This is a genomic window from Streptomyces avidinii (assembly GCF_014650695.1).
Classification (GTDB): Bacteria; Actinomycetota; Actinomycetes; order Streptomycetales; family Streptomycetaceae; genus Streptomyces; species Streptomyces avidinii.
In genome coordinates this window covers 486,674-512,743 of sequence record NZ_BMVL01000006.1, presented here as the reverse complement: position 1 = coordinate 512,743, position 26,070 = coordinate 486,674, and the positions used below count along the sequence as shown (strand labels likewise).

Here is a 26,070-nt window from a genome sequence, read left to right as displayed (position 1 = left end):
CCTGCTGGATGTTGGCGGTGGTCCGGGTGCGGATACCGGGCGAGCTGTGGGGGTGGCCGTGTGGGCGGACCCGCTGTCAGCGGATCGCGTCGGTGAGCATGAAGGCCGCGACGGACAGCAGCACGACAGCGAAGATGCGTTGAAGGGCTGGGCCCTTGATCGCGGCGGACAGGCGCTTTCCGTCCCGGGCGGCGAGGATCGCCGCCCCGGTGAAGGGCGCGACGACTGCCCAGTCCAGAGGACCGGCCCCGCCGGTACGGACGGTGAGCGCGGCGAGCGAGTTGACGGTGATGACGAGCAGGCTGGTCCCGATGGCCGCCCGCATCCTCAGACCCAGCACTCCGACCAGGGCGGGGACGGCGAGGAATCCGCCGCCGACGCCCAGGAATCCGGTGACCGCCCCCAGGCTCGCGCCGGCTCCGGCGGCCCGGGCCGGGCGGACCGGGCGGACCTCGTTCTCGGGTGCGGGGGACTTGAGCATGCGCAGGGCCGCGAGACCCGCGACGGCTGCGAACGCGGCCGTGAGCAGCTGTCCGGGCAGTCGTGCGGCGAGGGCGGCTGCCGCCATGGCGGGAGGGATGCCGGCGGCCGCGAAGAGCGCGCCGGTTCTCCAGCGGACGTTGCCGGAGGTCGCGTGGGTGTAGAGGGCGGTGGCGGACGTGGCTGTGACGATGATCAGCGACGCGGTGGTGGCGGCTGCAGGGGTGAAGCCGAGCAGGTAGATCAGTGCGGGGACCGCGAGTACGCTGCCGCCGCCCCCCAGGGCACCTAGTGCCAGGCCGACGACGGCTCCTGCGACCAGGGCGAGGACGAGCGTGCTCACGCTATCGAGCCGCTGCTTCCGCGGCCGTCGACGACCGGGAGCCCCGCCGCGGCCCAGGCGTTCATGCCGCCCTTGACGTCGACGGCCTCGGCTCCGCGGTCGGTCAGGATTCTCGCGGCCCGCTGGGACCGGTGCCCGGAGCGGCAGATCACCACCAGCGGCCGTCCCTGGGCAGCCGGAGGCAGACCGGAGCCGGCCAGCAGGGCGGAGAGCGGGGCGTGCACGGCGCCGGGAGCGTGCCCGGCCGTCCATTCCGCCAGCTCGCGTACGTCGAGCAGGACGGCGCCCTCGCCGCGGGTGCGCTGATGGGCATCGGCCGGAGTCACGCGGGCAGGGCCGCGCCGAAAGAGGAACATCATCGGGGCCTTCTCTCGTGGGGAACGGGGAGGGTGAGCAGTCAGCTGCCGGGACGGGGCCCGGTGACCATCGGTAGGCCCGCGCTTCGGGCGGCGTCGAAGGAATCGTCGACGGCCACGACGTCGCGTCCGGCGGCGTCGAGCAGGGAGGCGGCGATACCCGCGCGCATGCCGCCCGCGCAGTGGACCCACACCACTCCGGCCGGTACCTCGTGCTGGCGTCGGTGGAGCTGGTGGATCGGGATGTGCACCGAGTCCTTGATCCAGCCGTCCGCGCGTTCGGAGTCCCGCCGTACGTCCAGCACGATCCGGTGCTCGTAGGGGTCCAGGGCGGCGAGGTCGGCGAACGTGGCCCGTGGGAAGCCCCGCAGCTGTTCGTGCGCGGAGATCCAATCGACAGGCTCTCCGGTGGCTGCGGCGGCAGGCCGGTCGATACCGACCCGGGCCAGTTCCCGCTGAGCCTTCGCCAGCTGCTCGGGGGATTCCGCGAGGAGCGTGACGGGCTTGCCCCAGGGGATCAACCATGCGAGGTAGGTCGCGATCTTCCCGTCGGCCTCGAAGTTGAACGATCCGGCTACGTGTCCCCGGGCGAAGGCGATGCGGTTGCGCAGGTCGACCACCCACTCCCCGGCGGCCAGGCGGGCGGCGATGTCGGCGGCGTCCGCCACGGGAGGTGCGGTGAGGTCGACCGGAGCCGGACCCGCGGCGTTGGCCGGGCCCATGTGGGCGTAGTAGGCAGGCACGTCGTCGAGTCCGGCCAGCAGGGCGGAGACGAAGGAGTCGACTTCCTGGACCAGGGCGTCGTTGCCGGCCTTTTCCTTGCCGATGGTGGTGGCGTCCCCGTCGGCCTGGGCCGAGGAGCAGAAGCTTCCGAACCCGTGGGTGGGCAGCACCTTGGTTCCGTCAGGCAGTTCAGCGGCCAGCCGGCGTGCGGAGGCGTGCTGGGCGCGGGCGAGCTCCTCGGTCAGTCGCGGCTCGACCAGGTCGGGCCGTCCGACCGTCCCGATCAGGAGGGAGCCTCCGGTGAACACGGCGACGGACGAACCCCGCTCCTCCAGAACGTAGGAGGTGTGGTGCGGGGTGTGGCCGGGGGTGACCAGGGCCCGCAGCGTGATGCCGTCGTCCACGGCGAAGGTGTCTCCGTCATGGACGGGGGTGCGGTCGAAGGACACCCGGGCCGCGGCGGGCACAAGGTAGGCCGCGCCGGTGAGGCGGGCCAGGTCCAGGCCGCCGGTGACGTAGTCGTTGTGGACGTGCGTCTCCACGACGTGGGAGATCCGCACCCCGCGCCGTGCCGCCATGGCGAGCACCTGGTCGACGTCGCGCGGCGGATCCACTGCCACGGCCGTGTGGGCGCCACCCGCCAGGTAGCTGCGGTTGCCGAGCCCTTCCAGTTCAAGGGTGTCGATGAAGAACACGCTGTCGCTCCTTCTCGCGAGAATTACCCCCGGGGGTATATCCCGAGCGTAGCACTAGTACCCCCGGGGGTATCTTCCGTGGCGCTGCGGGACCCGTTCTCGGCTCACTGCGCGTCGGTCCTGGCCAGGGCACAGACTGGTGGGGTGGGCGCCATGGACGCGATCGAGCTCAGAGGACTGACCAAGCGGTACGGGGCCGTGGTCGGGGTGGAGGAACTCACACTCGGCATCGGTCCGGGCGAGGTGTTCGGATTCCTCGGGCCGAACGGGGCGGGCAAGACCACCACCCTCAGGTGCCTGACCGGCTTGCTGCGCCCGACGGCCGGGCATGTGCGGGTGCTGGGGATGGACCCGCTCGCCGATCACCGCCGGGTGGCTCGGGAACTCGGCTATCTCCCGGGTGAGCTGCGGCTGTACCCGGAGCTCACCGGGGCGCAGACCCTCGACCTCCTGTGTTCCCTCCAGGGCCGACCCTGCACACGGCGGGCTGAGCTGTGCGAGTGGCTGGGGCTGACGGCAGCGGTCCTGCGCCGCACGGTGGGCGGGTACTCGCGCGGCATGAAGCAGAAGCTGGGCCTGGTGCAGGCGCTGCAGCACGATCCCCGGCTGGTGGTACTGGACGAGCCGACCGAGGGGCTGGATCCCCTGGTGCAGGAGACGTTCTTCGAGCTGATGGAGCAGGCGGCGGCCGACGGCCGCACCGTGCTGTTGTCCAGCCATGTCCTCCCGGAGGTGCAGCGGGCCTGTGGACGCGTGGCGATCGTCCGGGACGGGCGCCTGGTGACGGTGGAGAGCGTGGCCGCCCTGCGGGAGGCGCGTGCGCGAAGGATCCGCCTGACCTTCGGTGACGGGAAGGGGGCACGCCCTCTGGGGCGCGCGGAGCAGTGGGCGCCCCGCTGGGAAGGCGACCGGGTGGAGCTGCTCGTACCCCCGAGCGAGGTGGTGGGGGCACTGCGCGAGCTGCTGACCCTGGGGGTGGCCGACGTCATCGTGGAGGAGGCGGGGCTGGACGAGGCGTTCCTGGACCTGTACCGCAACGGCAAGGCGGAGGGGGCGGCGCCGTGAAGACGCGGTGGCCCCTGCTGTGGCTGGCACTGCATCGGCGCCGGCGGATGCTGATGGCCCTGGTGGTGGGGATGGTCGCCTTCGAGGCGCTGATCGTGGTGGTGGCGAACACGATCGCGCCGGGGCAGCTGTTCTCGGCGGGCGGGAAGGGCCCGCCGTCGGCGTACCGCGCGTTCAGCGGGTCGGGCGGGGACGTGTCGATCGCGAGCTATCCGGGGCTGCTCGGGGCCGGGCTCGTGCATCCGTTCTGGATCGCCATGCAGCTGACCGCGATCGGCGCCCTGGCCGCGGCGGCGGTGGCGGCCGACGTGGAATCCGGGACGATCGAGCTGATCATGGTGCGCCCCGTGAGCCGCAATCGGCTGCTCGCGGAGCGGACGGCCGCCGTGGTGATTGCCGCTCTCGCCCTCAATGCCGCGGCGACGCTAACCGTGGCGGCAGGCGTCTGGCTGTCGCCGGACATCCACCGGGACGTGCCGCTCAGCGGTGTCTTCGCCGCCGGGTTGATGGGGTGCGGCTTCGCGCTGTGCCTGGCCGGACCGGCCCTGGCCGTGTCCGCATGGGGGAGCCGGCGCGCCCAGGTGATCGGTGCGACGATCGCGATCGGGGCGGTCGGCTTCGCGCTGAACTTCATCGCGCTCGCCTGGTCCAAGGCGGCACCCCTGCGGTTCATCAGTCCCTTCCACTACTACACACCGGGTGACGCACTGGCGCAGGGCCACGTGCTGTGGCCGCAGTTGGGCGTTCTGGTCGGGGTCGGAGCAGTGGGGCTCATCCTGGGCCACGCGTTGCTGATGAGGCGGGACCTGGCCCCGTAGCGCAGGGACAGCAGTCAGGGGGATGCAGGGCCTTCGAGGCGGGAGTGCACACCGACCACGCCTTCGACAGCCCGGGCGAGGCGAGTGGCCACGGGGATGAGGTGGGGGTCGCGGGTCCTTCCCCTCAGGGTGACGACGCCGTGCGTCACCTCAACCGTGATGTCACGGCGAGAGAGCGGGAACAGGCGCTCGACGACCTCGCGGCGGACTTCGGCGGCCAGGTCGTCGTCGGTGCGGAGGAAGACCTTCAGGAGGTCGGCGCGGCTGACGACGCCGAGGAGAGTGCCGTCGGCATCCACGACCGGGAGACGCTTGATGCGGCGGTCGGCCATCAGCCGGGCGGCCTGGGGGAGCGTGGCGTCGGGGCGGATGGTGACGGCCGGGCTCGTCATCAGCTCCTCGGCGCGGACCGATCCGGCCTTCGCGGTGTCGCCGAGGCGGCGCATCTGCTCGATCAGGCTCGGTCCGTGTTCGTGGAACTCCTCCTTGGTGAGGAGGTCGGCCTCGGAGACCACGCCGACGACACGGCCTTCGCCTTCGATGACGGGGACCGCGGTGACCTTCCAGCGCTCCATCGCGGTGGCGATCTCCTTGAATTCGGCGGCGGGCGTGACGGTGACGACGGTCTTCGTCATGACGTCGTTGACGGTGTACGGGGTAGAGGTCATGGCTGGTCCTCAGCGGGCGTAGGCGAGGGGCATGTCGCTGTGGTGGGGTGCGAACAGGTCGAGGATCCGGGTGCGGGCCGAGTCGAGCCGACGGGCGATGACTGCGGCAACAGCGGTGGATATGCAACGGCCCACGGGCGGGTTCTCTTCGCAGAGCTTCCGTACGGCCACCGCGTCGAATTCGAGTGCGCGGACAGGGTGGGTGGTGACGGCGCCCAGGTGCCAGGCGTAGGGCGGGACCATCCAGGACCAGCCGAGGAGCTCTCCCGAACCGAGGGTGTCGATGACGGCGGCCTTGTGCCCGGGGACGTGCAGGTCGAGGTCGACGGTGCCGTTATCGATGATCCAGAAGCGGTCGGCCCGTTGTCGTTCCTTGAAGATGCGGGTTCCGGCGGGGATGTCCACGCGGTGGGCGTGGGCGAGCAGGGCCTCGCGCGCTTCGGGTCCCATCTCGTCCAGGAGAGTGTTCATGCTGGTCATGGTGTGCCTCCAGTCCTTCCCCTTCAGGCTCGCGCCGGTCCTCGGGGTGCGGGAGGGCCTCGTGGTGCATACCGCAGGGCCCATACGGCCCGGGTCAGCGGACCAGGACGGCCTCCCCGGGCTTGGGTACGACTGCCGTCCAGCCCAGCTCGCGGTCGATGCGGTCCCGGAGAGTCTCGGCCGCGGCCTCCTCGCCGTGGACCAGGTAGGTGGTGTGCGGGGCGGGGGCGGCGCGCAGCCAGTCGATGATCTGGTCGGCGTCGGCGTGGGCGGAGAAGTGGGGTACGTCGGCCACCTCGGCACGTACGGGGATGTACTCGCCGAACATCTTCAGGGTGCGGGCGCCGTCGACGAGGTCACGCGCCCGCGTTCCGGCGGCGGCGAAGCCGACGATGACGACGGCGTTGCGGGGGTCGGGCAGGAGCCGGTGGAGGTGGTGCAGGACCCGACCACCGGTGGCCATGCCGGCGGAGGAGACGATGACTGCCGGCCCGGTGGTGCTGTTGATGTCGATCGACTCCTGGACGGTACGGGCGGCCAGGAACGGCTCCGGGCTGAACGCCGCCTCGCCCTGGGCCAGGATCTCGGGCCGCAGCTCGGGAGAGTGGGAGCGCAGGGCGTCCCGGTAGACGTCCAGGGCGGCCAAGGCCATGGGACTGTCGACGTAGACGGGTACGCTCCGGGACAAGGTGCCGTCGCGGCGCAGCTCGGCCAGCTCGTGCAGGACGACCTCGGTCCGGTCGATCGCGAACGACGGGATGACCACGGTTCCGCCACGCGACAGCGTTCTGGTGACCACGGCAGCGAACTCGCGCCGCGCCGTCTCGTGGTCGTGGCGGCGGTCGCCGTAGGTGGACTCCATCAGCAGGACGTCGGCGCCGGAGAACGGCTCCGGGGGCAGCAGCAGGGGGTGCCCGGGACGGCCCAGGTCGCCGCTGACGGCCAGGGTGTGGCCGTCCTCCAGCGTGAGGTGGGCCCAGGCGGAGCCGAGGATGTGCCCCCCGTGGTGCAGCCTCAGCTTCGTTCCGGCCATGATCTCGATTTCGCTGCCGATCTCGACCGGGTCGAAGAACTTCAGCGTGTTCTCGACGTCCGTGTCGTCGTAGAGCGGCTTGGCGGGGCGGTGCTTGGACCAGCCGTGGCTGTTGGCGTGCTCGGCTGCCTCCATCTGGAGGCGGGCGCTGTCACGGAGCACGATTTCGGCGAGCCGGGCGGTAGGGGCGGTGCTCAGAATCGGACCACGGAAGCCGTGCCGGACCAGGCGCGGCAGATAGCCGCAGTGGTCCAGGTGAGCATGGGTGACGACCACGGCGTGGAGGTCGGAGGCATCGAAGCCGGGCTTCTCCCAGTTGCGACGGCGCAGGTCCGCGAAACCCTGGAAGAGCCCGCAGTCGACCAGGATGCGGGCGTGGTCGCTCTCAACGAGGAACTTGCTGCCGGTGACCGTGCGTACCGCACCGAGCAACCGCAGGAGTGCGGGTCTGGGCGACGCGGTGGCGGGGCGCTGGGCTGTCTCCGACACGACCGGCCCTCCCTTCGGTAAGGGGATCCGGTTCTCACCATCGCACCGGGTGCGGGGGCCGGCAGGGGGCCGACAGGCCCCGGCAGGGGACCGATCGGCCCATGCGCGGCCGGTCGAGTCCGGTCCAGCCTGGCGGTGACACCTCAAGCGGTGGGAAATGGAAGAAAGGGACGTCATGGAGGCACTCGCCTTCCACGGCTCCGGACAGACCGCATGGCAGGGCCTACCGGTCCCGGGCATCAAGGACGCCGCCGACGCGATCGTTCGTGTCGACGCCGTCACCATCTGCGGTACCGACCTGCACGTCGTCAAGGGCGACGAGCCCGACGGGACCCCGGGCAGGATCCTCGGCCATGAGGCGGTCGGCACCGTCGTCGAGACAGGTGGCGACGTCCCTACGGTGCGGCCCGGGGACCGCGTGCTCGTTTCCTGCATCTCGGCCTGCGGCCGCTGCCGCTTCTGCCGCGAGAGCCACTACGGCCAGTGCTGCGGGAGCGGCGGCTGGGTGCTGGGCCACACGATCGCCGGCACAGCCCGTGCGGGCGACACCGGCGCCCCCAAGGTCGCGCTCGGTGGGGCCCGGCACGACGCCGTCACCGTCCCGGCCACCCGGCCGTGACACCGAGAGGACGTGAAGACGATGAGCAGAACCCAGCACAGGCCGGGCGCCGCGGAGGCGCCGGCCGGACGCACGGACCTCGGACGGCGGATCGCCACGCGCCGTGAGGAGCTCGGCCTCACCCGGGATCAATTGGGCGAGCGTTGCGGGGCTGACGGCGGGTACATCACCTACCTCGAGGAACACGCGGCAGCGCCGGAGATCGGCTCCCTCCTGCGTCTCGCCGACGCGCTGGGGACGACCGCCGCGGAACTCTCCGGCGCGACGACGGAATACCCACCCGGCAGAGGAACGGCCGTGCGGGACGCCGAGCTGGTCGAGTTGTCCGACGGCGAGTGCCGGGGGCTGCTTTCCACGCACGGCGTCGGCAGGATCGCCGTCTTCACTCCGGACGGTCCGGCCATCTTCCCGGTCAATTACGTAGTGGCGGGCCGCGACATCGCCTTCAGGACATCGGGTGACGCGGTGCTCGCGCGGGCCGCCGGGACGGAAGCGGCCTTCGAGGTCGACCGCATCGACGACGTCACGCGCCTGGGCTGGAGCGTCATGGCCGTGGGCCAGGCAGAAGGCGTCACCGATGCGGAGGAACTCGGCCGGCTCGATGCCGTCGCGTACTCCCTGCCCTGGGCCGGTGGTCCGCGGACCCACTGGATGAAGCTCACTGCGATCCGGATCACCGGGCGCCGGGTGATCCGGCAGTGAGCCCGCTGCGCGCCGTCGTCCTTGACACCGACGGGGTCCTTCTCGACTCCGCCGTGCTGCACGCCGCAGCGTGGAAGTCGGCTTTCGACGGCTGCCTCGACGCCTGGGCGGCCGTCCCCGGCCACGCAGCTCAGCCGCCCTTCGACGCCGAGCGGGAGTACCGGGAACTGGTGGACGGGAAACCCCGTCTCGACGGCGCTCTCGCCTTCCTGACCGCGCGCGGCATCGAGCTCCCGCTGGGCGACGCAGCGGATCCGCCGGGGTGCGGTACGGCGTGGGCGGTCGCCGCCCGGAAGGAGCGCGCGTTCACGGAAGCGCTCCAGGCCGGAGCCGTCGAGGCGTTCTCGGAAGTCCGGCCCGCACTCGAAGCGCTGCGTGCCCAGGGGATGCGGTGCGCCGCGGTCTCCGCATCCAGACATGCCCGCCCGTTGCTGGAGTCCGCCGCGATCACCCCCCTCGTCGACGTGCTCGTGGACGGCGCGGATGCCGAGCGGCTGACCCTGGCGGGCAAGCCGGACCCCGCCCTGTTCCTGGAAGCGGTACGCCGGCTGCACGTGGACCCGGCCGACGCGGCGATGGTCGAAGACGCTCTGGCCGGGGTGGAGGCAGGCCGACGCGGCCACTTCGGCCTGGTGATCGGCCTCGACCGGTCCGGCGGCACGTCCGCCGCAGCGAACCTGCGGGATCGCGGCGCGGATGTCGTCCTCCCTGACCTCACCGCCGTCGTCGACACCGTTGCCGGAGCGCGGTCGTGAACACCGCGTGGACCTGGACTTTCGACCGCTACGACCCGAAGACGGAGCGGGTCGTCGAGGCCCTGTGCACGCTGGGGAACGGCCGGTTCGCCACGCGCGGAGCCGCCCCCGAATCGCCCGCCGACGCCGTGCACTATCCCGGCACCTACATGGCTGGCTGCTACAACTGGCTGCCCTCGCAGGTCGCCGGCAAGCAGGTCGGCAACGAGGACATGGTCAACCTCCCCGACTGGACCAGGGTGCGCTACCGATGCCTGCCTGAGGACGGGCCGGCGGGGGAGTGGCTCACTCCCGACGACCCGAGCCTGCGCCACCACCGCGCCGTCCTGGACCTGCACGCGGGGACCCTCAGCCGCCGCATGCTGTTCCAGGACGGCCACGGCCGTCGGCTCGGCGTCACCCACACCCGACTCGTTCACATGGCCGACCCCTACCTCGCCGCCCAGCAGAGCACCTTCCGCGCGTCCGGATGGCGTGGAACCATCGAGATCCAGTCCGTACTCGACGGTGACGTCACCAATGCCGGCGTCGCGCGGTACCGGGCCCTCAATGGGCGCCACCTCACCGGCCACCGCGCCGGCGTCGGCGCGGACGGCATCGCCTGGCTCTCCTGCGAGACCACATCGCTCCGCACCCGGATCGGCATCGCGGTACGCACATCCTCCCGCCCTCTGGCCGCCGTGACCCTGAGCTGCACGGAGGAGGCGACCGCGCAGACGTTCCGGTTGCCGATCTCCCGCGGACATCCCGTCGTCGTCCTCAAGGCAGCCGCCCTTTACAGCTCGCTGGATCGACCCGCGGGCGATCCGCTCACGTCTGCGGTCGAACACGTCACGCACGCACCGGACTTCGCGACCGCGCTCGCCGGCCACCAGGCCGCCTGGGAAGACCTGTGGAGCCGAGGCGAGGTAAAGGTGCCCGGTGAGGCCGGCCGGATCCTCCGCCTCCACGCCTTCCACGTCCTGCAGACCCTCTCCCCGCACACGGCGGAGCTCGACGTTGGCGTACCCGCCAGAGGCCTGCACGGAGAGGCATACCGGGGTCACGTCTTCTGGGACGAGCTGTTCGTCACCCCCTACCTCACCCTGCACCTCCCCGAGGTGGCACGCGCCGTGCTCATGTACCGCCACCGGCGTCTGCCCGCGGCCCGTGCCGCAGCGCGGCGTGCCGGGCGACCGGGCGCGATGTTCCCCTGGCAGAGCGCCAGTTCGGGGCACGAGGAAACGCAGACGCTGCACCTCAATCCGCGCTCCGGCCGCTGGCTGCCGGACCACTCCCACCTCCAGCGCCATGTGGGCTCCGCGATCGCCTGGAACGTCTGGCGCTATGCGCAGACCACCGGGGACACCGGTTTCCTGTACGGCCCCGGCGCCGAACTGCTCATGAGCATCGCCCGCTACTGGGGAGCGGTCGCCGACTACGACACAGACCGGGAGCGCTACCGGATCCGCGGGGTCGTGGGCCCGGACGAATACCACGACGCCTACCCGGGGGCCGCAACTCCGGGGATCGACGACAACGCCTACACGAACGTGACCGCCGCATGGGTGCTGGCCCGCGCACTCGAGCTGGCCGCAGAGCTGCCGAGGACGCGCATGCGTCAACTTGAGCAGCAACTGGACGTCGACACAGAGGTGTTGAACCGCTGGGAGGACGTGTCACACCGTCTCCACGTCCCCTTGCACGGCAATGTCATCAGCCAGTTCGAGGGCTACGGCGATCTGGCCGAGCTGGATTGGGACGCCTATCGCGCTCGATACACGGACATCCGCCGCCTCGACCGGATCCTGGAGTCCGAGGACGACACGGTGAACCGCTACCAGGCGTCGAAGCAGGCCGACGCCCTCATGCTCGGCTACCTCTTCCGCCCCGACGAGCTGCACGACATCTTCGCCCGGCTCGGCCACCGGCTCGACGATGACCTCTGGCGGGCGACCGTCACGTACTACTTGCAGCGCACGAGCCACGGTTCGACGCTCAGCAGCCTCGTCCACGGCTGGGTCCTGGCCCGCCACAAGGGACCCGACGCCTGGCGGTACTGCGAGGAAGCACTGCTCGGCGACGTGATGGACATCCAGGGCGGCACCACCGGCGAAGGCATCCACCTCGGAGCCATGGCCGGCACCCTCGACCTCATCGAACGGGGCATCGTGGGGCTCGAGGTCGGCCCGGACGGATTGCGCATCGAACCCGTCCCGCTCCGGGAGGTCCCGCGCTGCTCCTTCACCGTCGACTGCCTGGGTCACCGCGGCATTCGTATCCGGTTCGTCCCAGGAAGACTGGGTATCGCGGTCCCCTCATCCCGAACGGCGCCTCCCCTTCCCCTGTGCCTGCCCGGTGGCGTGACTGCGGACCTGCCCGCGGGTCGGCAGAGGTGGTTCCGCATGGAAGCCGGCTGACCAGTGGATACGCACACCCCCTCGCAGGTACGGCACGGCCATCGCCGCCCCGCGGAGGTCGGTGGTGGTCGCATCGGACGTGCCCCTGGCCCGCGCCTGCCGGGCATGAGCCCTTTGGTCCCCCGCCCGGCCGGCCATGGGCGGATCGGCCCTTCTCGGATACGGGCCGCTCGGCCCCTCGCTGCTGTCCCAATCGGCACTGCGCCACAGCCACCTCCAGGCGTGATCGTGGAAGCCGGATGCCGATCCAGGCTCCGTTTCCCGAAGAGGTGGCCACGATGCAGCGCATCCGTATCCAGCCCCACCACTGGGAACCGATCATGAAGCGTGCCTCCGCCATCGTCACCGACCACGGCGGCCGCACCTCGCACGCAGCGATCGTCAGCCGCGAACTCGGCGTCCCCGCCGTCGTCGGCACCGGCCGGGCGACTCAGGCCCTGCCCGACGGACAGACGGTGACCGTCTCCTGCGCCGAAGGCGGACGCGACAAGGACGCTGCGCCGTCGATCAACTCACCGAGGGCCACCTCGACCGCACCCGCTACTTCACGGACCGCCTGGCGTACGGCATCGCCCGGATCGCCGCCTCCCGGTGGCCCGCCCCCGTCGTCGTACGGACCAGTGACTTCAAGACCAACGAGTACGCACGCCTCCTCGGCGGCCGTCCGTTCGAGCCGGTCGAGGCCAACCCGATGATCGGCTGGCGGGGCGCGAGCCGCTACTACAGCGACGGATACCGGGAAGGATTCGCCCTCGAATGCCGGGCCCTCATGATCCCCTTCTGCCGCACCCTCGAAGAGGCCGACCGGGTCTTGGAGGTCATGGGCGAGGAAGGCCTCAGGCGAGGGGAGAACGGGCTGAAGGTGTACGTCATGGCGGAGATCCCCGCCAACGTCATCCTGGCCGAGGAATTCGCCGAACACTTCGACGGCTTCTCCATCGGCAGCAACGACCTCACCCAGCTCACCCTGGGTGCCGACCGCGACTCCGAAGCCCTCGCGCACGTCTTCGACGAGACCGACCCGGCCGTCACCCGCAGCATCGAGACCCTCGTCCCGCGCGCCCAGTCCGTCGGCCGCACGGTCGGCCTGTGCGGCCAGCGTCCGAGCGACGACCCCGCCTTCACCGAGTTCCTGGTCAAGACCGGTATCGACTCCATCTCCGTCGCCCCGGACAGCTTCGCCGCGGTCAAGCAGCACGTGGCCGCCGCCGAACTGGCCCGGTACGGGGAGGGCCGAACGGCCCCATCCGGGACCCGATGGCCCCAAGCGGAGCAGCCGTCCCCCTCGCGACAGTGAAAGAAAGCAGCACGGGAAGGCGCTGACCAGGCGCCGGAGCGGAGCACACCATGCCAGGAACGCACCCAGAGCGCAGGCGCAGCCCGTTCCCCGACGTGAGGGACTGGTTCGGCACCGACTTCCCCCGGTTCCCGCTGTGGCGGACGTCGTTCGACACCCACCCGATCGCGATCGCGGTGACCAACAAGGACGGGCAGTACACGTTGCGTGCCGAACTTCCCGGGATGGACCCCGCCAAGGACATCCGGATCACGGTCGAGGGGGACACCCTCACCGTCAGTGCCGAACACACCGAGAGCAAGGAGGAGAAGGATCACTCGGAGTTCCGCTACGGCTCCTTCCAGAGGACCGTGCGCCTGCCCGGGCCGATCCCCTCCGACGGAGTCGAGGCAGCATATGAGGACGGTGTTCTCACCGTGTGCGTGCCGATGCCGGCCGCGCCCGAGGAGTCCAGGCGCAGCATCCCCGTCAAGCGCACCACAGCAGATGGCAAGGGAGAGTCGTCATGACTTCCAAGCGCGTCCTGGTCGCCTACGGCACCAAGCACGGTGCGACCGCCGGAATCGCTTCCGAGATCGGCAGGACCCTGCGTGAGGACGGCCTCGACGCCGTCGTGGTCCCCGCCGACGACGTGGACGACGTACGCGGCTATGACGCCGTGGTGCTCGGAGGCGCCCTGTACGCCGGGCACTGGAGCGGCAAGGCCAAGCGCTGCGCCGAACGCAACGAGGACCTCCTCAAGCATCGTCCGGTCTACCTGTTCAGCAGCGGCCCCGTCGACAGTTCCGCCGAGCAGCACGACATAGCGCCGGTCCCGGCGGTGGCCCGGGAGATGGAGCGCCTCGGCGCACGCGAGCACGTCACTTTCGGCGGCAGCATTACCTCCAATACGCCCGGGTTCATCGCCCGAGCCATGGTCCGTGCGGGCAAGGGCGGGGACTTCCGCAATCCCGAGCGGATCCGGACATGGGCCCACCACATCAGCGCCGAACTCGCCGCTCCCCGCTGAGCGGCCGGGCAGGATCAGAGCGCACGGAGGTGCACGATGTCCGAGGTCGGCACGCCCGGAGACGGGCCCACTCGATCGCGTCCGGCGAGAGCCGGCCGGGTGCGTCGGCTGTTCGACGGACGTCCGAACGAGCTGCGTCGGCCGGTCGACCGGACCCGGCGCCGCTGGAGCGTCATCGTCGTACTGTCCTTCCTGATCGCCTTGCTCTGCGGCGTCGTCGTCACGACGGCCGTCTGGGACTCCGAAAGCCGGACCGCCAGGGAGACGGCCCGCCACCGGCACCGGATCGAGGCGACGACGGTCGGCTCCGCGGAGCGCGCGGTCTCCAGCCGTTCCAGCGGCAACTTGCGGGTGGTTGCACCAGCCGTCTGGGAGTACCCGGCCGCTCACCAGCACTCCGGCACGATCTCCGTCCCGCTCGGCACACCCGCAGGCCGACCGGTCACGATCTGGGTCGATGACGCGGGCACGGAAGCGCAGGCCCCTTCGTCCGAAGCTCAACGCGCGCTCACGGCCGCAGCGGCGGGAGCCGGAGCTTTCGGACTGCTCGCCCTTGCCTCGGGAGCAGTGATCCGTCTTCGCCTCCACCTCGTCGAGACCCGCAGCCTGGCCCAGTGGGAGCACGAGTGGGAGGCCGTGGAGCCACGCTGGTCTGGCAGGCCTCGGCGCGAACAGAGGCCCGGCGATGACTGAGGCAGCCACCCGGCCCCCGTCCCCCGCGGGCGGGCTGCCCCCGAGCGCTGACCCTCTGGAACCGTTGCCGCTCCTGAGGCGCGAACTCGGCACCGGGCCGAGTGGACTCTCCGCACGCGAGGCGGCCCGCCGCCTTGCTGTCTACGGCCCGAACGAGGTCCGCCGCAAGGCGCGTACGTCACTGGGACGTGAACTCGTACGGCAGTTGGTGCACCCCTTGGCCCTGCTGCTCTGGGCGGCCGCCGCGCTGGCGTTCGTCGCAGGCATCCCCGTGCTCGGGTGGGCCATCATCGCCGTGGTCCTCGTCAACGCGGCGTTCGCGCTCCTCCAGGAACGGCAGGCCGAACAGGCGGTGGAGACTCTCGCGAAGTACCTGCCCGAGCACGCCCTGGTGATCCGCGACGGCCGGCCCTCGGCGGTGGAGGCAAGAGAACTGGTGCCGGGCGATCTGGCCGTTCTCGAAGAGGGCGCCAAGGTTCCCGCCGACGCACGGCTGACCGAGGGTGGCATCGAGGTCGACCTGTCGATGCTGACGGGGGAGTCCACCCCCGCCGAACGCATCGCCGGCCCCGGACTTGTCGGAGCACCGCTACTGCAGGAACCCAACCTCGTGTTCAGCGGCACCGTCTGCACCGGGGGCCAGGCCCAGGCGATCGTGTTCGCCACCGGAGACCACACGGAACTCGGCCGCATCGCCGCACTGAGTCAGCGCACCCTGCGCGACCCCAGCCCCCTGGAACAGCAGGTCAAGAAGGTCGCCTGGCTCATCGCCGCCGTAGCGGTCGCCATGGGCGGCGTGTTCCTGGCGGCCGGAGTCGCCGTTGGCCTGCCGCTGACGGACACCCTCATGTTCGCGATCGGTCTCCTCGTCGCCAACGTCCCCGAGGGCCTGCTGCCGACCATCACCCTGGCACTTGCCGTCGGCGTACGCGTCCTCGCCCGCCAAGGAGCGGTGATCAAACGCCTGAGCGCCGTCGAAACACTCGGCTCCACCAACGTCATCTGCACCGACAAGACCGGAACCCTCACCCAGAACCGCATGCGACTCCAAGCCGTGTGGACGCCGGAGCACGGAAGGGAGCCCGGCCCCTGGGACGGAGAACTGCTGCGAACCAGCGCGCTGTGCACGACGGTCACCCGCGACGAGGCAGGCGAACTTCACGGCGACCCGACGGAAATGGCTCTGGTGGAAGGTGCCGCTGCCCACGCCGCGCCCGTCGACCTCGACGGCCGTGACACCGGGCACCGAGCCCTCTTCCGATTCGACCCCCGGCTGCGTCTGATGTCCGTCGTCCACGCCGATGGCGTGCAGGGGCTGCGCGTCATCGTCAAAGGAGCGCCGGAGACGGTGTTGCAAACCCTGGAAGGCAGTGCGGGGTCCGCGGCGGCCGCGGCGGAGGAACTTGCCCACGAAGGCATGCGCGTCCTGGCGGTCGCCGTCCGAACACTCCCGTCCGGTGCGGAGGTGCCGACCCGCCGCCAGGACGCGGAGACCGGGCTCCGCCTGCTCGGGCTCGTCGGCCTGTACGACCCACCGCGTCCCGAAGTCGCCGCCGCCGTCCGGCGCTGCCACGAAGCAGGACTCCGCGTGCACATCGTCACCGGCGACAACGGCGCCACCGCCGCGGCCGTCGCCCGCGAAGTCGGCATCGGCCTACCTCGTCTGCAGGTGGTGGCACAGTCCGAGTCGGTCGGCGACCACGAACTCGACGCACTCCTCGCACCGTCGGACGCCGAAGTCGTCTTCGCCCGCTCCTCACCGGAGACCAAGCTGAAGGTGGCCGACGCCCTGCGCGCCCACGGGCAGATCGTCGCCATGACCGGTGACGGGGTCAATGACGCCCCCGCCCTGCACCGGGCCCACATCGGAGTGGCGATGGGACTCTCCGGCACGGACGTGGCCCGGGAGGCGTCGACCATGGTGCTGACCGACGACAACTTCGCCACCATCGTCACCGCGATCGAATCGGGCCGCCGCGTCTACGACAACGTCCGCAAGTTCATCGTCTACATCTTCGCCCACCTCACTCCCGAGGTCGTGCCCTTCCTGGTCTTCGCGCTGTCGGCCGGCACGGTCCCACTTCCGCTGACCGTCCTGCAGATCCTCGCCATCGACCTCGGCACCGAGACCCTCCCCGCCCTCGCTCTCGGCCGCGAACGAGCCGAGCCGGGCACCATGAGCCGCCCGCCCCGCCCGAGCTCGCAAGGAGTCATCTCCCGAGACATGCTCATCCGCAGCTGGGGCTACCTCGGTACCGTCTCCGCGGTCCTGGTCATGGGCGCGTTCTTCTACGTACTGTGGCGCGCGGGCTGGCACCCGGGCGACCCCACCGGCACGGGCAGCCCCCTGCACCACGCGTACGTCACCGCGACCACGGCCACGTTCGCAGGCATCGTCACCTGCCAGGTCGGCACCGCCTTCGCCGCCCGCACCGACCATGCGGCCCTGCGCGACATCGGCCTGTTCACCAACCCCCTGCTCCTTGCGGGCATCGCCTTCGAGCTCGTCTTCACGGCAGCCCTCGTTTACGCGCCGCCCCTGCAAGGCCTGTTCGGTACCGCCGCCCTGCCGCTGGACGTCGTCGCCCTCATCGCGACCTTCCCCGTCATCGTCTGGGGCACCGACGAACTGCGGCGCTGGGTCCGGCGCACCCACCAGCACACGACGCCCTGACACCCATGACCGGAGGCACGCCATGACACACACCGCAGAATGGAAGGTCCGTCTCTACCTCTTCGAGGAGGACCACACGACCAAGGCCCGCCTGGAGCTCGACACGGGCACGAACAGGCTCACGGGCCACGGCACCGCCCGCTGCGCACCCCAGGACACCGACGTCCCGGAGATCGGCGACGAACTCGCGGTCGCCCGCGCCATGGAGGATCTCGCCCTCCAGATGAAGCGAGCCGCCTACGGTGACATGCAGGCCGCCGGCGTCCCGTCCCTCCAGGAGTCCCTCAAACCGTACTCAGGGTGGCTGGACACCGAAGTGTGAATACGAAGGGTCGGCACCGGCCGGGCCGGCGCGTTCGCAAGGAATCCCGCGGGCCGTCTTCGACAGGGACCTTTGGCCCCCATGAAGGTCCTGAGAGGCCCTCTTGCTGACGGGGTCGGCGGTGTCAACGTGAGAACAGACCCCCACCGGCCCCGGGCGAGGAGGAATCATGAGGAACACCGTCAGCGGCTCGGAACTCGGCTCCGTCATTGTCGGCGTCGACGGCTCCGAGCCCGCCCGTCAGGCCGCGCTCTGGGCAGCGGCAGAGGCCGAACGCCGCGGGCGTCCGCTGCACATCGTGTACGGCGCCGACACGGACGGCCGGGCCCTCTACGTATCCGCCGAGACCATCGAGCGCGTCCGCAGCGCCGGCCGCGAACTGCTCGACGAAACTGCCACCGCGGTCAAGGAACAGCACCCTGGTCTGGTCGCCACCACAGAGTTCAGCCGCGGCGACCCCGTGGCCAGCCTGCACCGGGCTGCCGGACTTCGCGGCACCATCGTGGTCGGCAACCGGGGTCTGGGCGGATTCAACTCGCTCATGCTCGGATCCGTAGGCCTGAAGGTCGCAGCAGGAGCGAAGACGCCCGTCATCATCGTCAGAGGAACCGACGGCGGTGCCGAGAGCGGGACGGTGCTCGCCGGGGTCCGTGACGAGCACGACCTGGACTGCGTCCGTCACGCGGCGCGGGAGGCCGAGCTCCGCAAGGCCGAGCTGCGGCTGCTCCACGTGTGGAACGTGCTCGAGTCCGTCGGCAGCGTGGTGACCATGATGGACGACGTCACGGAGATCGCCGACGAGTACGTCCGGCACCTGACCGCGGTGACCGAGCAGATCCGCCAGGAGTTCCCGGACCTCACCGTGCGGGCGGACGCCGAGAAGAGCGTGTCCGTCGCCGGTGTCCTGGTCGAGGCTTCCCGACACGCCAACCTGCTGGTCATGGGCGGACGGCGGGCGTCCGCATACCTGGGACCCACCCTCGGGCGGCACACCCACAGCCTCGTGCACCACTCCCACTGCCCCGTGCTGCTCATCCCGCGCCACACGGACAAGCACGGAGACGAATCGTGATGGCCGCCGCCGAACGCCGCGAGATCGTCGTCGGCATCGACCCTGGGAGGGACTGGCGTCTGCCCCTTGCCTGGGCGTCGGACGAGGCCCACCGCCGTGGGACGGGGCTCCGACTCGTCGTGACCGTGCCTCCGCCGCACCAGAAGCGGCAGGTCAACGGCACCCCTCGCACGACGGCCCTGCACCAGGCGGGCTCGGAAGCCCTGGCAGCCGGTACCGACTGGGCGCGGGAACGGCACCCGGGGTCCGCCGTGGCCACAGACCTGATCGAAGGATTCCCCGTCCCCGCCATAGGCCGCCTGTCCAAGCAGGCCCGCATGCTCGTACTCGGATCCCGCCACCTGAGCCGGACCGCGGAGCACTTCAGCGCCGGCTCCACGGTGGTCCCGGTCACGGCCCAGGCGCACTGCCCGGTCGTCGTGGTCGGAAACCCCGAACACATCACCCAGCAGCCGCCCTACCTGGTCGTGGGCATCGACGGCAGCGAGTCCTCCAAGGCCGCGCTCGCGCTGGCCTTCGAGGAAGCCGACCTGCGCGGCGCCGCGCTGCGCGCCATCGCGGTGTGGCAGCCGCCGGTCTTCCTCCTCCACGACGAGGAGGTCGCACTGCAGGCCCAGCGGCGGATGCTGTCCGAGGCCACGGCCGGATGGTCGCAGAAATACCCCGACGTGTTGCTCTCCCACGAGATCCCGATCGGACATCCGGTCGAGGAGCTCGCGGAGGCCGCCGAACACGCCCTGGCCGTGGTGGTGGGCCGCCGCGGACGCGGAGGCTACTCCGGCATGCGCCTGGGTTCCGTCGTCCACGGACTGCTGCACCGGGCGTTCTGCCCGGTGATCACGGTTCCGGCCGAATAGGAACCGCCATGGTGATGACCCCGGCCACCGCGGAGGTACCTGTCCGCACGCCCGACGGCCTCACCGACGTCGAGGCGGAACGCCGTCTGGCCGAGCACGGCCGCAACGAGATCCCGCCCGCCCCGGCGACACCCTGGTACGTCAGGGTGCTGGCCCAGCTGCGCGATCCGCTGATCATGGTGTTGCTGGGCGCGGTGGTACTGACGATCGCGATCGGCGACCACGCCGACGCGGTGGTCATCGCCGTGGTGATCGTCGTCAACACGAGCGTGGGCGTCGTACAGGAGACCCGTGCCGACCACGCCGTGGCCGCTCTCTCCGCGATGTCGGCACCAAAGGCGCGGGTCCTGCGGGACGGTGCTCCGCGCGAGGTCCCCGCAGCCGCCGTGGTGCCCGGCGATGTCCTGCTCCTCGCCGAGGGTGACATCGTGGCGGCCGACGCCGATGTCACCGAGGCGTCCGCCCTGATGATCGACGAATCCATGCTCACCGGGGAATCCGTCCCCGTGGACAAGGAGGACGATTCGACGGTGGGCGCGGGGACCGTGGTCGTGCGAGGCCGGGGTGTGGCGACGGTGAGGGCCACCGGCCCCGACAGCGCGCTCGGCCGGATCGCCGCCCTCCTCGACACCAAGCGGGAGCCAACACCCCTGCAACACCGTCTCGCCTCGCTGGGGCGCATCCTGGCCATCGTGACCCTGGCCCTCTGCCTGGTGGTCTTCGGCCTCGGGCTCATACAGGGCCTGCCGCTCGGAATCATGGCGGTGACTGCGATCAGCCTCGCCGTCGCAGCGGTCCCGGAATCCCTGCCGGCCGTCGTGACCCTGGCCCTCGCACTGGGAGCCCGGCGCATGGCGGCCCGGCACGCTCTCATCCGCCGGCTCCCCGCCGTGGAGACCCTCGGCTCCGTCACGGTCCTCGCCACGGACAAGACAGGCACCCTCACCGAAGGCCGCATGGTCGTCCAGCACGTGTGGACGCCACGGGCCGCGGTCGACTTCTTCGGGGTGGGGTACGAGCCGCAGGGAGACGTCCTGGTCGAGGGCAGGAAGCCGACGGCGGCCGAGCTCGGCCCCCTACAGGAGCTGCTGACGGCCGCGTCGCTCTGCAACGACGCCTCCCTGCGGCCGCCCCAGGGAGAGCCCCCGGACGAGGGCCGCTGGACCGCGGTCGGCGACCCCATGGAGGCCGCCCTCCTGTCGGCCGCCGTCAAGGCCGGGTGCGACGAGCCGGAGCTTCTCAGGCGCACCCACCCCAGGACGTGGGAGATCCCGTTCGACAGTGGACGCAAGCGCATGACGACAGTCCACCGCCTGCCGTCCGGCGGCGCCCTGGTGTGCCTGAAAGGTGCCCCGGAGGTGGTGCTGGACGCAGCCGTTCTCGCAGACCGCACCGACCTGGTGGCCGGCGCCCGGCAGCAGGCGGCGATCCTGGCCTCCCGCGGATACCGGGTGCTCGCCGTGGCGTCCGCCGAACACGCCGAGCAACCGGATAACGCGGAGACGGCCGAGGCGGGGCTGAGGCTCTTGGGCCTGGTCGCCATCAGTGATCCGCCGAAGCCCGCGGCAGCGGCCACTCTCGCCGCTTGCCACGCGGCCGGCATCACCCCGGTCCTGATCACTGGAGACCACCCGGCCACGGCACGCGCGATCGCCGTCCGCGTGGGTCTGGCCGGCGCGGACACCGATGACCAGACCGTGGTCAACGGCCCCGATCTGGCGGCAGGCCGGGTGGCCGACCTCACCGCCGCACGCGTCTTCGCCCGGACCGATCCACAGCAGAAGCTCGACATCGTCGACGCTTGGAGGGCCAAGGGGGCCGTCACTGCCATGACCGGCGACGGGGTCAACGACGGCCCCGCCCTGCGCCGCGCCGACATCGGGGTGGCCATGGGACAGCGGGGGACCGAAGTCGCCCGCCAGGCTGCCGACCTCGTGCTGACCGACGACGACCTGTCGACCGTGGTCGCGGCCGTCGAGGAGGGCCGGCGGGTCTACGACAACATCCGCCGCTTCCTCGTCTACGGTCTGGCCGGCGGCGCCGCCGAGATCCTCGTCATGCTGATCGGCCCCCTCCTCGGCCTTCCGCTCCCGCTCCGGGCGGGCCAGATCCTGTGGATCAACCTCCTGACCCACGGTCTGACCGGGGTGGCCATGGGCGCCGAACCGGTGGACCCGGAGGCGATGCACAGGCCCCCGAGGCCGCCCGGCCAGCACATCCTCGGCGCGGGCGCCTGGCAGCGCCTCGTGGTGCTCGCCGCGGTCGTCACAGCCGCCTGCCTCACCGCCGGGACGGTCGCACGGGCCTGGGACCTGCCCTGGCAGAGCGTCCTCTTCCTGTCCTTGCTCGCTGCGCAGCTCGGTGTCGTGCTGGGACTGCGAACCCGCTTGCTGACCCGGGAGAACCTCTTCCTGCCCCTGTCCGTCCTCGCCTCCGCCCTGCTCGGGGCGGCAGCGCTCTACCTTGCGCCGCTGCAGTCGGTTCTGGAGACCGCACCTCTTGGATGGCCGGGCCTTGCCCTGGCATCAGCCGCCCTCGTGAGCGGCTTCGCGGCAGCCCGACTCGCACGGCACGCATTCCGAAGGAGCTGATGATCATGAAGGCGCACACGTCCGAGCACGGTCCCCACGCCCGCGTGGGCGACGAGATCGTGGTGGGCGGGCCCTCGGTGGGCCAAGCGGGTCGCGACGGCGAAGTCGTCGGTCTGCATCACGACGACGGCACCCCGCCCTACGACGTCCGCTGGTCGGACACCGGCAGGACGACCCTCTTCTTCCCCGGACCGGGCGCACACGTCCGGCATCTCGGCACCGACGACTCCGGCTGACGCCTTCAGCCTGCGCGGAAACGTGGGGGCGGGGATACGGTGAAGAGGCAGGCCGGACTTCGCCCGGGCGCCGCTTGGAGGTTACGCATGGGCGGGGACGAGCAGCGTTCGGGGCTGCCGCGGCTCCGGCTGGGCGAATTGCTCGAAGAGCTCCAGGTCCGCATCGACGAAGTGCGCGGCACCAGGGACCGGCTCAACGGGCTCCTTGAAGCCGTGATGTCCGTCGGCCGGGAGCTCGACCTTCCGCAGGTTCTGAGGGGCATCGTCGAAGCCGCCGTCGTCCTGGTGGACGCGGAGTACGGAGCCCTGGGCGTCATCGGCGACGTCCGGAAGCCCCCCAGTTCCTCCCCGTCGGCATCAGCGACGGCCTCCGGGCCGAGACCGGCGACCTGCCCTCCGGCCACGGCATCCTCGGCGAACTCATCGGGCCCGCGACATCACGGGAGCCGACATCGGTGTCTTCTACCTCGTGGGCCAGGGCGGGGAACTGCGCGGCTCGCTGGCGCTGGGAGACGGCGCCGAGGCGCATCGCGGCATCGTGCTGCCCAGCAGCGCGGGAACCCTGGCAGCAGCCGCCCTCGGCGAGGAGGACGGGCTGATCACTGTTGCCGACGTCGGAACCGAGGTCCGGATCACGGTGCAGCCGGAACGCTGGAAGGGCTTCGGCCCCGCCGTCGCCGTAACGGTCGGCACCAAGGAGAAGCTGAGCGGCGTCCTCATCCTGGCCCGCAGGTGCGGCCGCCCGGCGTTCGCCCGCGCCGAGATCGCAGCCCTGCCCGGCTTCGCCGGCCAGGCCGCCCTGGCCCTGGAGCTCGCCGACCGGCGCCGGGACACCGAGCAGATGAGCATGCTGGCGGACCATGACCGCATCGCCCGCGACCTGCATGATCTCGCCATCCAGCGCCTTTTTGCCACAGGCATGACCCTGCAGAGCGCCCAACGCTTCGTCGAGCATCCCGAGGCTTCGGAACGGCTCGCCCGAGCCATCGACGACCTGGATGCCACCAGGGCCTCATCGACACCGACGTACCCCGGGAGACCGCGGACGAGGCGTTCGCGGTGATCGGGGAGGCACTCACGAACGTGGCCCGCCATGCACAGGCAGGCCGATCTGCGCGTTCGTGAGGCCCTCGCCGATCAGTTCGAGCACGGAACGCTCCCGCTCGGAGAGAGCGGCCAGGCGATCGTCGTCCGGAGTCTTGACGGTCTCCGGGTCCCTCAGCGAGTGCATCAGCCGAGCGGTCGTCGCAGGGTCCAGCATGGACTGTCCGGTCGCCACGGTCCGTACGGCCGAAACCAGGTCCGACCCCTTGATCTGCTTGAGGACGTAGCCGGCCGCTCCGGCCATGATCGCGTCGAGCAGCGCGTCTTCGTCGTCGAACGAGGTCAGCATCAAGCAGGCGAGATCCGGCATCCGCGAGCGCAACTCGCGGCACACGGTGATCCCGTCGCCGTCGGGCAGCCGGACGTCGAGCACGGCGAGGTCCGGGCGCAGCGCCGGCCCGCGGGTCAATGCCTGCTCGGCGGTCGATGCCTCGCCGATGACGTCGATGTCGGGCTCCGCGTCCAGCAGGTCGTACAGGCCGCGGCGTACTACCTCGTGGTCGTCCAGGAGGAAGACCCTGATGGGCGCCCCGGACGAGACAGAGGGTGCTGGTGCGTCGGACATGTACGCCCCTGTGATCGATCGGCTGTGCGTACGTCTTGTCGTACGCGTTGTCTCAGGGGAGCGGGCGGACGCACCTTGTGGTGCGTCCCGGAGCCGGCGCGGCGGTGAAGGGTTTCAGGCAGCTCCGGCGGGCTGCCCTTCCGGCTCCATCCGGACGTCCACCACGCCTTCCACGGCACGGATGGCGCGGGCCACCAGCGGCACCAGGGCGCGACTACGGAGAGATCCCCGCAGGGTGACGACGCCGTCCTTCACCGATGCCTGTAGATCTACCGGGGGAGCGAGCTCGGCGAGAACCGCGTCGCGGATCTCCTCCTCGATCTCCTCGTCGGTGCGCAGGAAGACCTTGAGCAGGTCGCTCCGGCTCACGACCCCCTCCAGCATCCCCACGCCGTTCACCACGGGGAGGCGCTTCACGTGCTTGCGGGCCATGATCTGGGCAGCTTCGGCGAGCGTGGCGTCGGGGTGCACGGTCACGGCCGGACTCGACATCAGCTCCTCGGCCAGCACACCCCCCGCCTTGGAAGCCTCTTCCATCTGATCGGGAAGCCGGGGGTCGTCCTGCCGGAACTCCTCCTTGGGCAGGAGATCCGCCTCGGAGACCACTCCGACGACGCGGCCCTCGCCCTCCAGGACGGGGACGGCGCTGACCTTCCACTGGTCCATCAGCTCGACGATCTCCTTGTACGAAGCCTCGCGGCCGATGGCCACGGCCGTATGGGTCATGACGTCGCTGACGGTGTACCGGGACGCGGGCATGACGCCCTCCTCACTGCTGGGGGTTCAGGTGTGGGACACCGGCCGTCAGAGATAGCTGCCACTGCCGTGCGGGGCATAGAGGTCGAGGAGCCGGATACGGGCGGCGTGCAGCCGGTGCGCGAGCACCTGCGCGACCCAGTGGCCCATCGCGGAGCCGAAGGCAGGGTCGGCATCCATCATCGTGCGCACCGCGGCGGCGTCGAATTCGTACGTGCGCACCGGCGTCGTGGCCACCGCGCCCAGTCTCCAGGCACTGGGCTGCAGCATCCACGAGCACCCCACGAGTTCGCCCGGTCCGAGCCTTTCGATCACTGCCGGCTGTCTGCCGGGCACATGCACGTCCAGGGCGACGATGCCGGTTCGGACGATCCAGAACCTGTCCGCCCGGCCGCCCTCGTTGAAGAGGCGCGCGCTCTCGGGGAAGTTGACCTCCCGTGCGATGTCCATCAGCCGGGAACGGTGCTCAGCCGGCAACGCACCGGCGATCTTAGTAGGGGGAGTGGTCCTCATGGCGTCCTCCGGTCGATTCCGATTCAATTCTGGGCGGTCCAGAGGCGCTGGGCATGGGCCGACCGGCCCCCGATTCCACAGGACTGGGGACCGTTCGGCCCTGGCACGGCGCGCGAGGAGGCAAGGACGCTGGGTGAAGCCGAGGCCGACACGACGCGGTCGGAGCGGAGGGCCGTGTGATGGATCATGAAACCGCCCGGAGGCCGGACCACGACCCTGTCACGGACCCGATGCGGTCGACGGAGCAACTGGACCGCTCTGAAGCGCTGCGGCTCCTGGGCACCGTGCCGCTGGGCCGCATCGTCTTCACCCACCAGGCGCTGCCGGCCATCCGACCGGTGAACCACGTGGTCGAGGGGGAGGACGTGATCATCCGGCTCGACGAAGGTGCTTCACGCGCGTCGCTGGTGGCGACACCCGGCACACCCGGCATCGTCCTCGCCTACGAAGCCGACGCCATCCACCCCGACACGCATCTCGGCTGGAGTGTCGTGGTGATCGGCTACGCCGAGCTCGTCGAGAACCGCAACGAGGCCCAACGGCTCGAGGCGCTGCTCGACCCGTGGTCGCACCAGCCGGTGGCCGGCGTCCTGCGCATCCGGGCCGAACTCGTCACAGGGTTCCGCCTGGGGCCGGAACCTCGGCCGATTTCGACGCCGGGTGAGCACCGGCGTGAGTCCCGGCCCTGCCTCTGACACCTGGCGACGGCGTGGGCTGCGATCAGCGGCTACGGAGGTGCGCGAACCTGGGCGAAAC

Annotated in this window: 25 protein-coding genes and 3 pseudogenes; 19 read left to right on the top strand and 9 right to left on the bottom strand. The window is 70.9% G+C overall.

The genetic code is table 11. From position 1 onward, the window contains the following. Nucleotides 1–76: 76 nt before the first annotated feature. Genes IE257_RS18855 through IE257_RS18845 form a run of 3 tightly spaced genes read right to left on the bottom strand, consistent with a single transcriptional unit; the run spans nucleotide 77 to nucleotide 2,597 of the window. Complete coding sequence (locus IE257_RS18855; protein ID WP_189970031.1) at nucleotides 77–823, bottom strand: sulfite exporter TauE/SafE family protein; 747 nt, start codon at nucleotides 821–823, stop codon at nucleotides 77–79. Next, complete coding sequence (locus IE257_RS18850) at nucleotides 820–1,179, bottom strand: rhodanese-like domain-containing protein (protein ID WP_189970217.1); 360 nt, start codon at nucleotides 1,177–1,179, stop codon at nucleotides 820–822. The genes IE257_RS18855 and IE257_RS18850 overlap by 4 nt, the downstream gene beginning before the upstream one ends. Nucleotides 1,180–1,220: 41 nt before the next feature. Beyond that, the gene (locus tag IE257_RS18845) at nucleotides 1,221–2,597 is read right to left on the bottom strand and encodes an MBL fold metallo-hydrolase (RefSeq protein WP_189970029.1); all 1,377 of its coding nucleotides are present in this window, start codon (nucleotides 2,595–2,597) and stop codon (nucleotides 1,221–1,223) included. Nucleotides 2,598–2,750: 153 nt separating this feature from the next. Here IE257_RS18845 and IE257_RS18840 point away from each other — a divergent pair, with 153 nt between their 5' ends. Further along, nucleotides 2,751–3,662 (top strand): ABC transporter ATP-binding protein, encoded by a 912-nt coding sequence (locus IE257_RS18840; protein WP_189970027.1) that lies wholly within the window; start codon nucleotides 2,751–2,753, stop codon nucleotides 3,660–3,662. Beyond that, on the top strand, nucleotides 3,659–4,480 hold the full coding sequence (locus IE257_RS18835) for an ABC transporter permease subunit (protein WP_189970025.1): 822 nt from the start codon (nucleotides 3,659–3,661) through the stop codon (nucleotides 4,478–4,480). Before IE257_RS18840 ends, IE257_RS18835 begins: the two co-directional genes overlap by 4 nt. Nucleotides 4,481–4,494: 14 nt before the next feature. On the opposite strand, the gene IE257_RS18830 is transcribed toward IE257_RS18835, so the two are convergent. The 3 genes from IE257_RS18830 to IE257_RS18820 all read right to left on the bottom strand — a co-directional run bounded on the left by IE257_RS18830 (nucleotide 4,495) and on the right by IE257_RS18820 (nucleotide 7,150). After that, nucleotides 4,495–5,148, bottom strand: a complete 654-nt coding sequence (locus IE257_RS18830) for a CBS domain-containing protein (protein WP_189970023.1) — start codon at nucleotides 5,146–5,148, stop codon at nucleotides 4,495–4,497. A 9-nt stretch (nucleotides 5,149–5,157) separates the two neighbouring features. After that, the gene (locus IE257_RS18825; RefSeq protein ID WP_308278531.1) at nucleotides 5,158–5,619 is read right to left on the bottom strand and encodes a Crp/Fnr family transcriptional regulator; all 462 of its coding nucleotides are present in this window, start codon (nucleotides 5,617–5,619) and stop codon (nucleotides 5,158–5,160) included. A gap of 103 nt (nucleotides 5,620–5,722) precedes the next feature. Further along, complete coding sequence (locus IE257_RS18820) at nucleotides 5,723–7,150, bottom strand: MBL fold metallo-hydrolase RNA specificity domain-containing protein (RefSeq protein WP_229920488.1); 1,428 nt, start codon at nucleotides 7,148–7,150, stop codon at nucleotides 5,723–5,725. A gap of 175 nt (nucleotides 7,151–7,325) precedes the next feature. Here IE257_RS18820 and IE257_RS18815 point away from each other — a divergent pair. The 16 genes and pseudogenes from IE257_RS18815 to IE257_RS18745 form a co-directional block, all read left to right on the top strand. Then, nucleotides 7,326–7,682 (top strand): annotated as a pseudogene (locus IE257_RS18815) (alcohol dehydrogenase catalytic domain-containing protein); the annotation flags it as partial. Between the two features lie 108 nt (nucleotides 7,683–7,790). Continuing rightward, complete coding sequence (locus tag IE257_RS18810; RefSeq protein WP_189970017.1) at nucleotides 7,791–8,471, top strand: helix-turn-helix domain-containing protein; 681 nt, start codon at nucleotides 7,791–7,793, stop codon at nucleotides 8,469–8,471. Beyond that, on the top strand, nucleotides 8,468–9,226 hold the full coding sequence (locus IE257_RS18805) for an HAD family hydrolase (RefSeq protein WP_189970015.1): 759 nt from the start codon (nucleotides 8,468–8,470) through the stop codon (nucleotides 9,224–9,226). The genes IE257_RS18810 and IE257_RS18805 overlap by 4 nt, the downstream gene beginning before the upstream one ends. Further along, complete coding sequence (locus IE257_RS18800) at nucleotides 9,223–11,625, top strand: glycoside hydrolase family 65 protein (protein WP_189970013.1); 2,403 nt, start codon at nucleotides 9,223–9,225, stop codon at nucleotides 11,623–11,625. Before IE257_RS18805 ends, IE257_RS18800 begins: the two co-directional genes overlap by 4 nt. Nucleotides 11,626–11,864: 239 nt before the next feature. Then, on the top strand, nucleotides 11,865–12,320 hold the full coding sequence (locus tag IE257_RS38465; protein WP_308433289.1) for a PEP-utilizing enzyme: 456 nt from the start codon (nucleotides 11,865–11,867) through the stop codon (nucleotides 12,318–12,320). Beyond that, the gene (locus IE257_RS18795; protein WP_229920508.1) at nucleotides 12,203–12,922 is read left to right on the top strand and encodes a putative PEP-binding protein; all 720 of its coding nucleotides are present in this window, start codon (nucleotides 12,203–12,205) and stop codon (nucleotides 12,920–12,922) included. Before IE257_RS38465 ends, IE257_RS18795 begins: the two co-directional genes overlap by 118 nt. A gap of 50 nt (nucleotides 12,923–12,972) precedes the next feature. Next, nucleotides 12,973–13,431, top strand: a complete 459-nt coding sequence (locus IE257_RS18790) for an Hsp20/alpha crystallin family protein (RefSeq protein WP_189970011.1) — start codon at nucleotides 12,973–12,975, stop codon at nucleotides 13,429–13,431. Next, nucleotides 13,428–13,931: a flavodoxin domain-containing protein gene (locus tag IE257_RS18785; RefSeq protein ID WP_033223157.1), complete on the top strand. Its 504-nt coding sequence runs from the start codon at nucleotides 13,428–13,430 to the stop codon at nucleotides 13,929–13,931. The genes IE257_RS18790 and IE257_RS18785 overlap by 4 nt, the downstream gene beginning before the upstream one ends. Nucleotides 13,932–14,030: 99 nt before the next feature. Further along, a complete protein-coding gene (locus IE257_RS18780; protein WP_189970009.1) occupies nucleotides 14,031–14,624 on the top strand; it encodes an Rv1733c family protein in 594 nt (197 codons plus the stop codon). 64 nt (nucleotides 14,625–14,688) lie between these two features. Next, complete coding sequence (locus IE257_RS18775) at nucleotides 14,689–17,298, top strand: cation-translocating P-type ATPase (RefSeq protein ID WP_229920487.1); 2,610 nt, start codon at nucleotides 14,689–14,691, stop codon at nucleotides 17,296–17,298. A gap of 22 nt (nucleotides 17,299–17,320) precedes the next feature. Then, the gene (locus IE257_RS18770; RefSeq protein WP_189970005.1) at nucleotides 17,321–17,620 is read left to right on the top strand and encodes a DUF1876 domain-containing protein; all 300 of its coding nucleotides are present in this window, start codon (nucleotides 17,321–17,323) and stop codon (nucleotides 17,618–17,620) included. A 169-nt stretch (nucleotides 17,621–17,789) separates the two neighbouring features. Beyond that, entirely contained in the window at nucleotides 17,790–18,692 is a 903-nt protein-coding gene (locus IE257_RS18765) for a universal stress protein (RefSeq protein ID WP_189970003.1), read from the top strand. Further along, nucleotides 18,692–19,549: a universal stress protein gene (locus IE257_RS18760; RefSeq protein WP_189970001.1), complete on the top strand. Its 858-nt coding sequence runs from the start codon at nucleotides 18,692–18,694 to the stop codon at nucleotides 19,547–19,549. The genes IE257_RS18765 and IE257_RS18760 overlap by 1 nt, the downstream gene beginning before the upstream one ends. An 8-nt stretch (nucleotides 19,550–19,557) precedes the next feature. Continuing rightward, nucleotides 19,558–22,140, top strand: a complete 2,583-nt coding sequence (locus IE257_RS18755; RefSeq protein WP_209468387.1) for a cation-translocating P-type ATPase — start codon at nucleotides 19,558–19,560, stop codon at nucleotides 22,138–22,140. A 5-nt stretch (nucleotides 22,141–22,145) separates the two neighbouring features. Then, nucleotides 22,146–22,358, top strand: a pseudogene (locus tag IE257_RS18750) (DUF1918 domain-containing protein); the annotation flags it as partial. A gap of 105 nt (nucleotides 22,359–22,463) precedes the next feature. Continuing rightward, a pseudogene (locus tag IE257_RS18745) lies at nucleotides 22,464–23,480 on the top strand (histidine kinase); the annotation flags it as partial. Here the strand turns inward: IE257_RS18745 and IE257_RS18740 are convergent. The 3 genes from IE257_RS18740 to IE257_RS18730 all read right to left on the bottom strand — a co-directional run bounded on the left by IE257_RS18740 (nucleotide 23,452) and on the right by IE257_RS18730 (nucleotide 25,314). After that, nucleotides 23,452–24,045, bottom strand: coding sequence for a response regulator transcription factor (locus IE257_RS18740; protein WP_281064003.1), 594 nt, complete (start codon nucleotides 24,043–24,045; stop codon nucleotides 23,452–23,454). The pseudogene IE257_RS18745 and the gene IE257_RS18740 sit on opposite strands and share 29 nt — an antisense overlap. Nucleotides 24,046–24,159: 114 nt before the next feature. Continuing rightward, nucleotides 24,160–24,804 carry a CBS domain-containing protein gene (locus tag IE257_RS18735; RefSeq protein WP_189969998.1) on the bottom strand — a complete coding sequence of 215 codons (645 nt, stop codon included), beginning with the start codon at nucleotides 24,802–24,804 and terminating at the stop codon, nucleotides 24,160–24,162. 45 nt (nucleotides 24,805–24,849) lie between these two features. Beyond that, a complete protein-coding gene (locus IE257_RS18730; protein WP_189969996.1) occupies nucleotides 24,850–25,314 on the bottom strand; it encodes a Crp/Fnr family transcriptional regulator in 465 nt (154 codons plus the stop codon). A gap of 230 nt (nucleotides 25,315–25,544) precedes the next feature. On the opposite strand from IE257_RS18730, the gene IE257_RS18725 reads away from it, so the two are divergent. Next, nucleotides 25,545–26,009, top strand: coding sequence for a pyridoxamine 5'-phosphate oxidase family protein (locus IE257_RS18725; RefSeq protein WP_229920486.1), 465 nt, complete (start codon nucleotides 25,545–25,547; stop codon nucleotides 26,007–26,009). The last annotated feature ends 61 nt before the right edge of the window (nucleotides 26,010–26,070 follow it).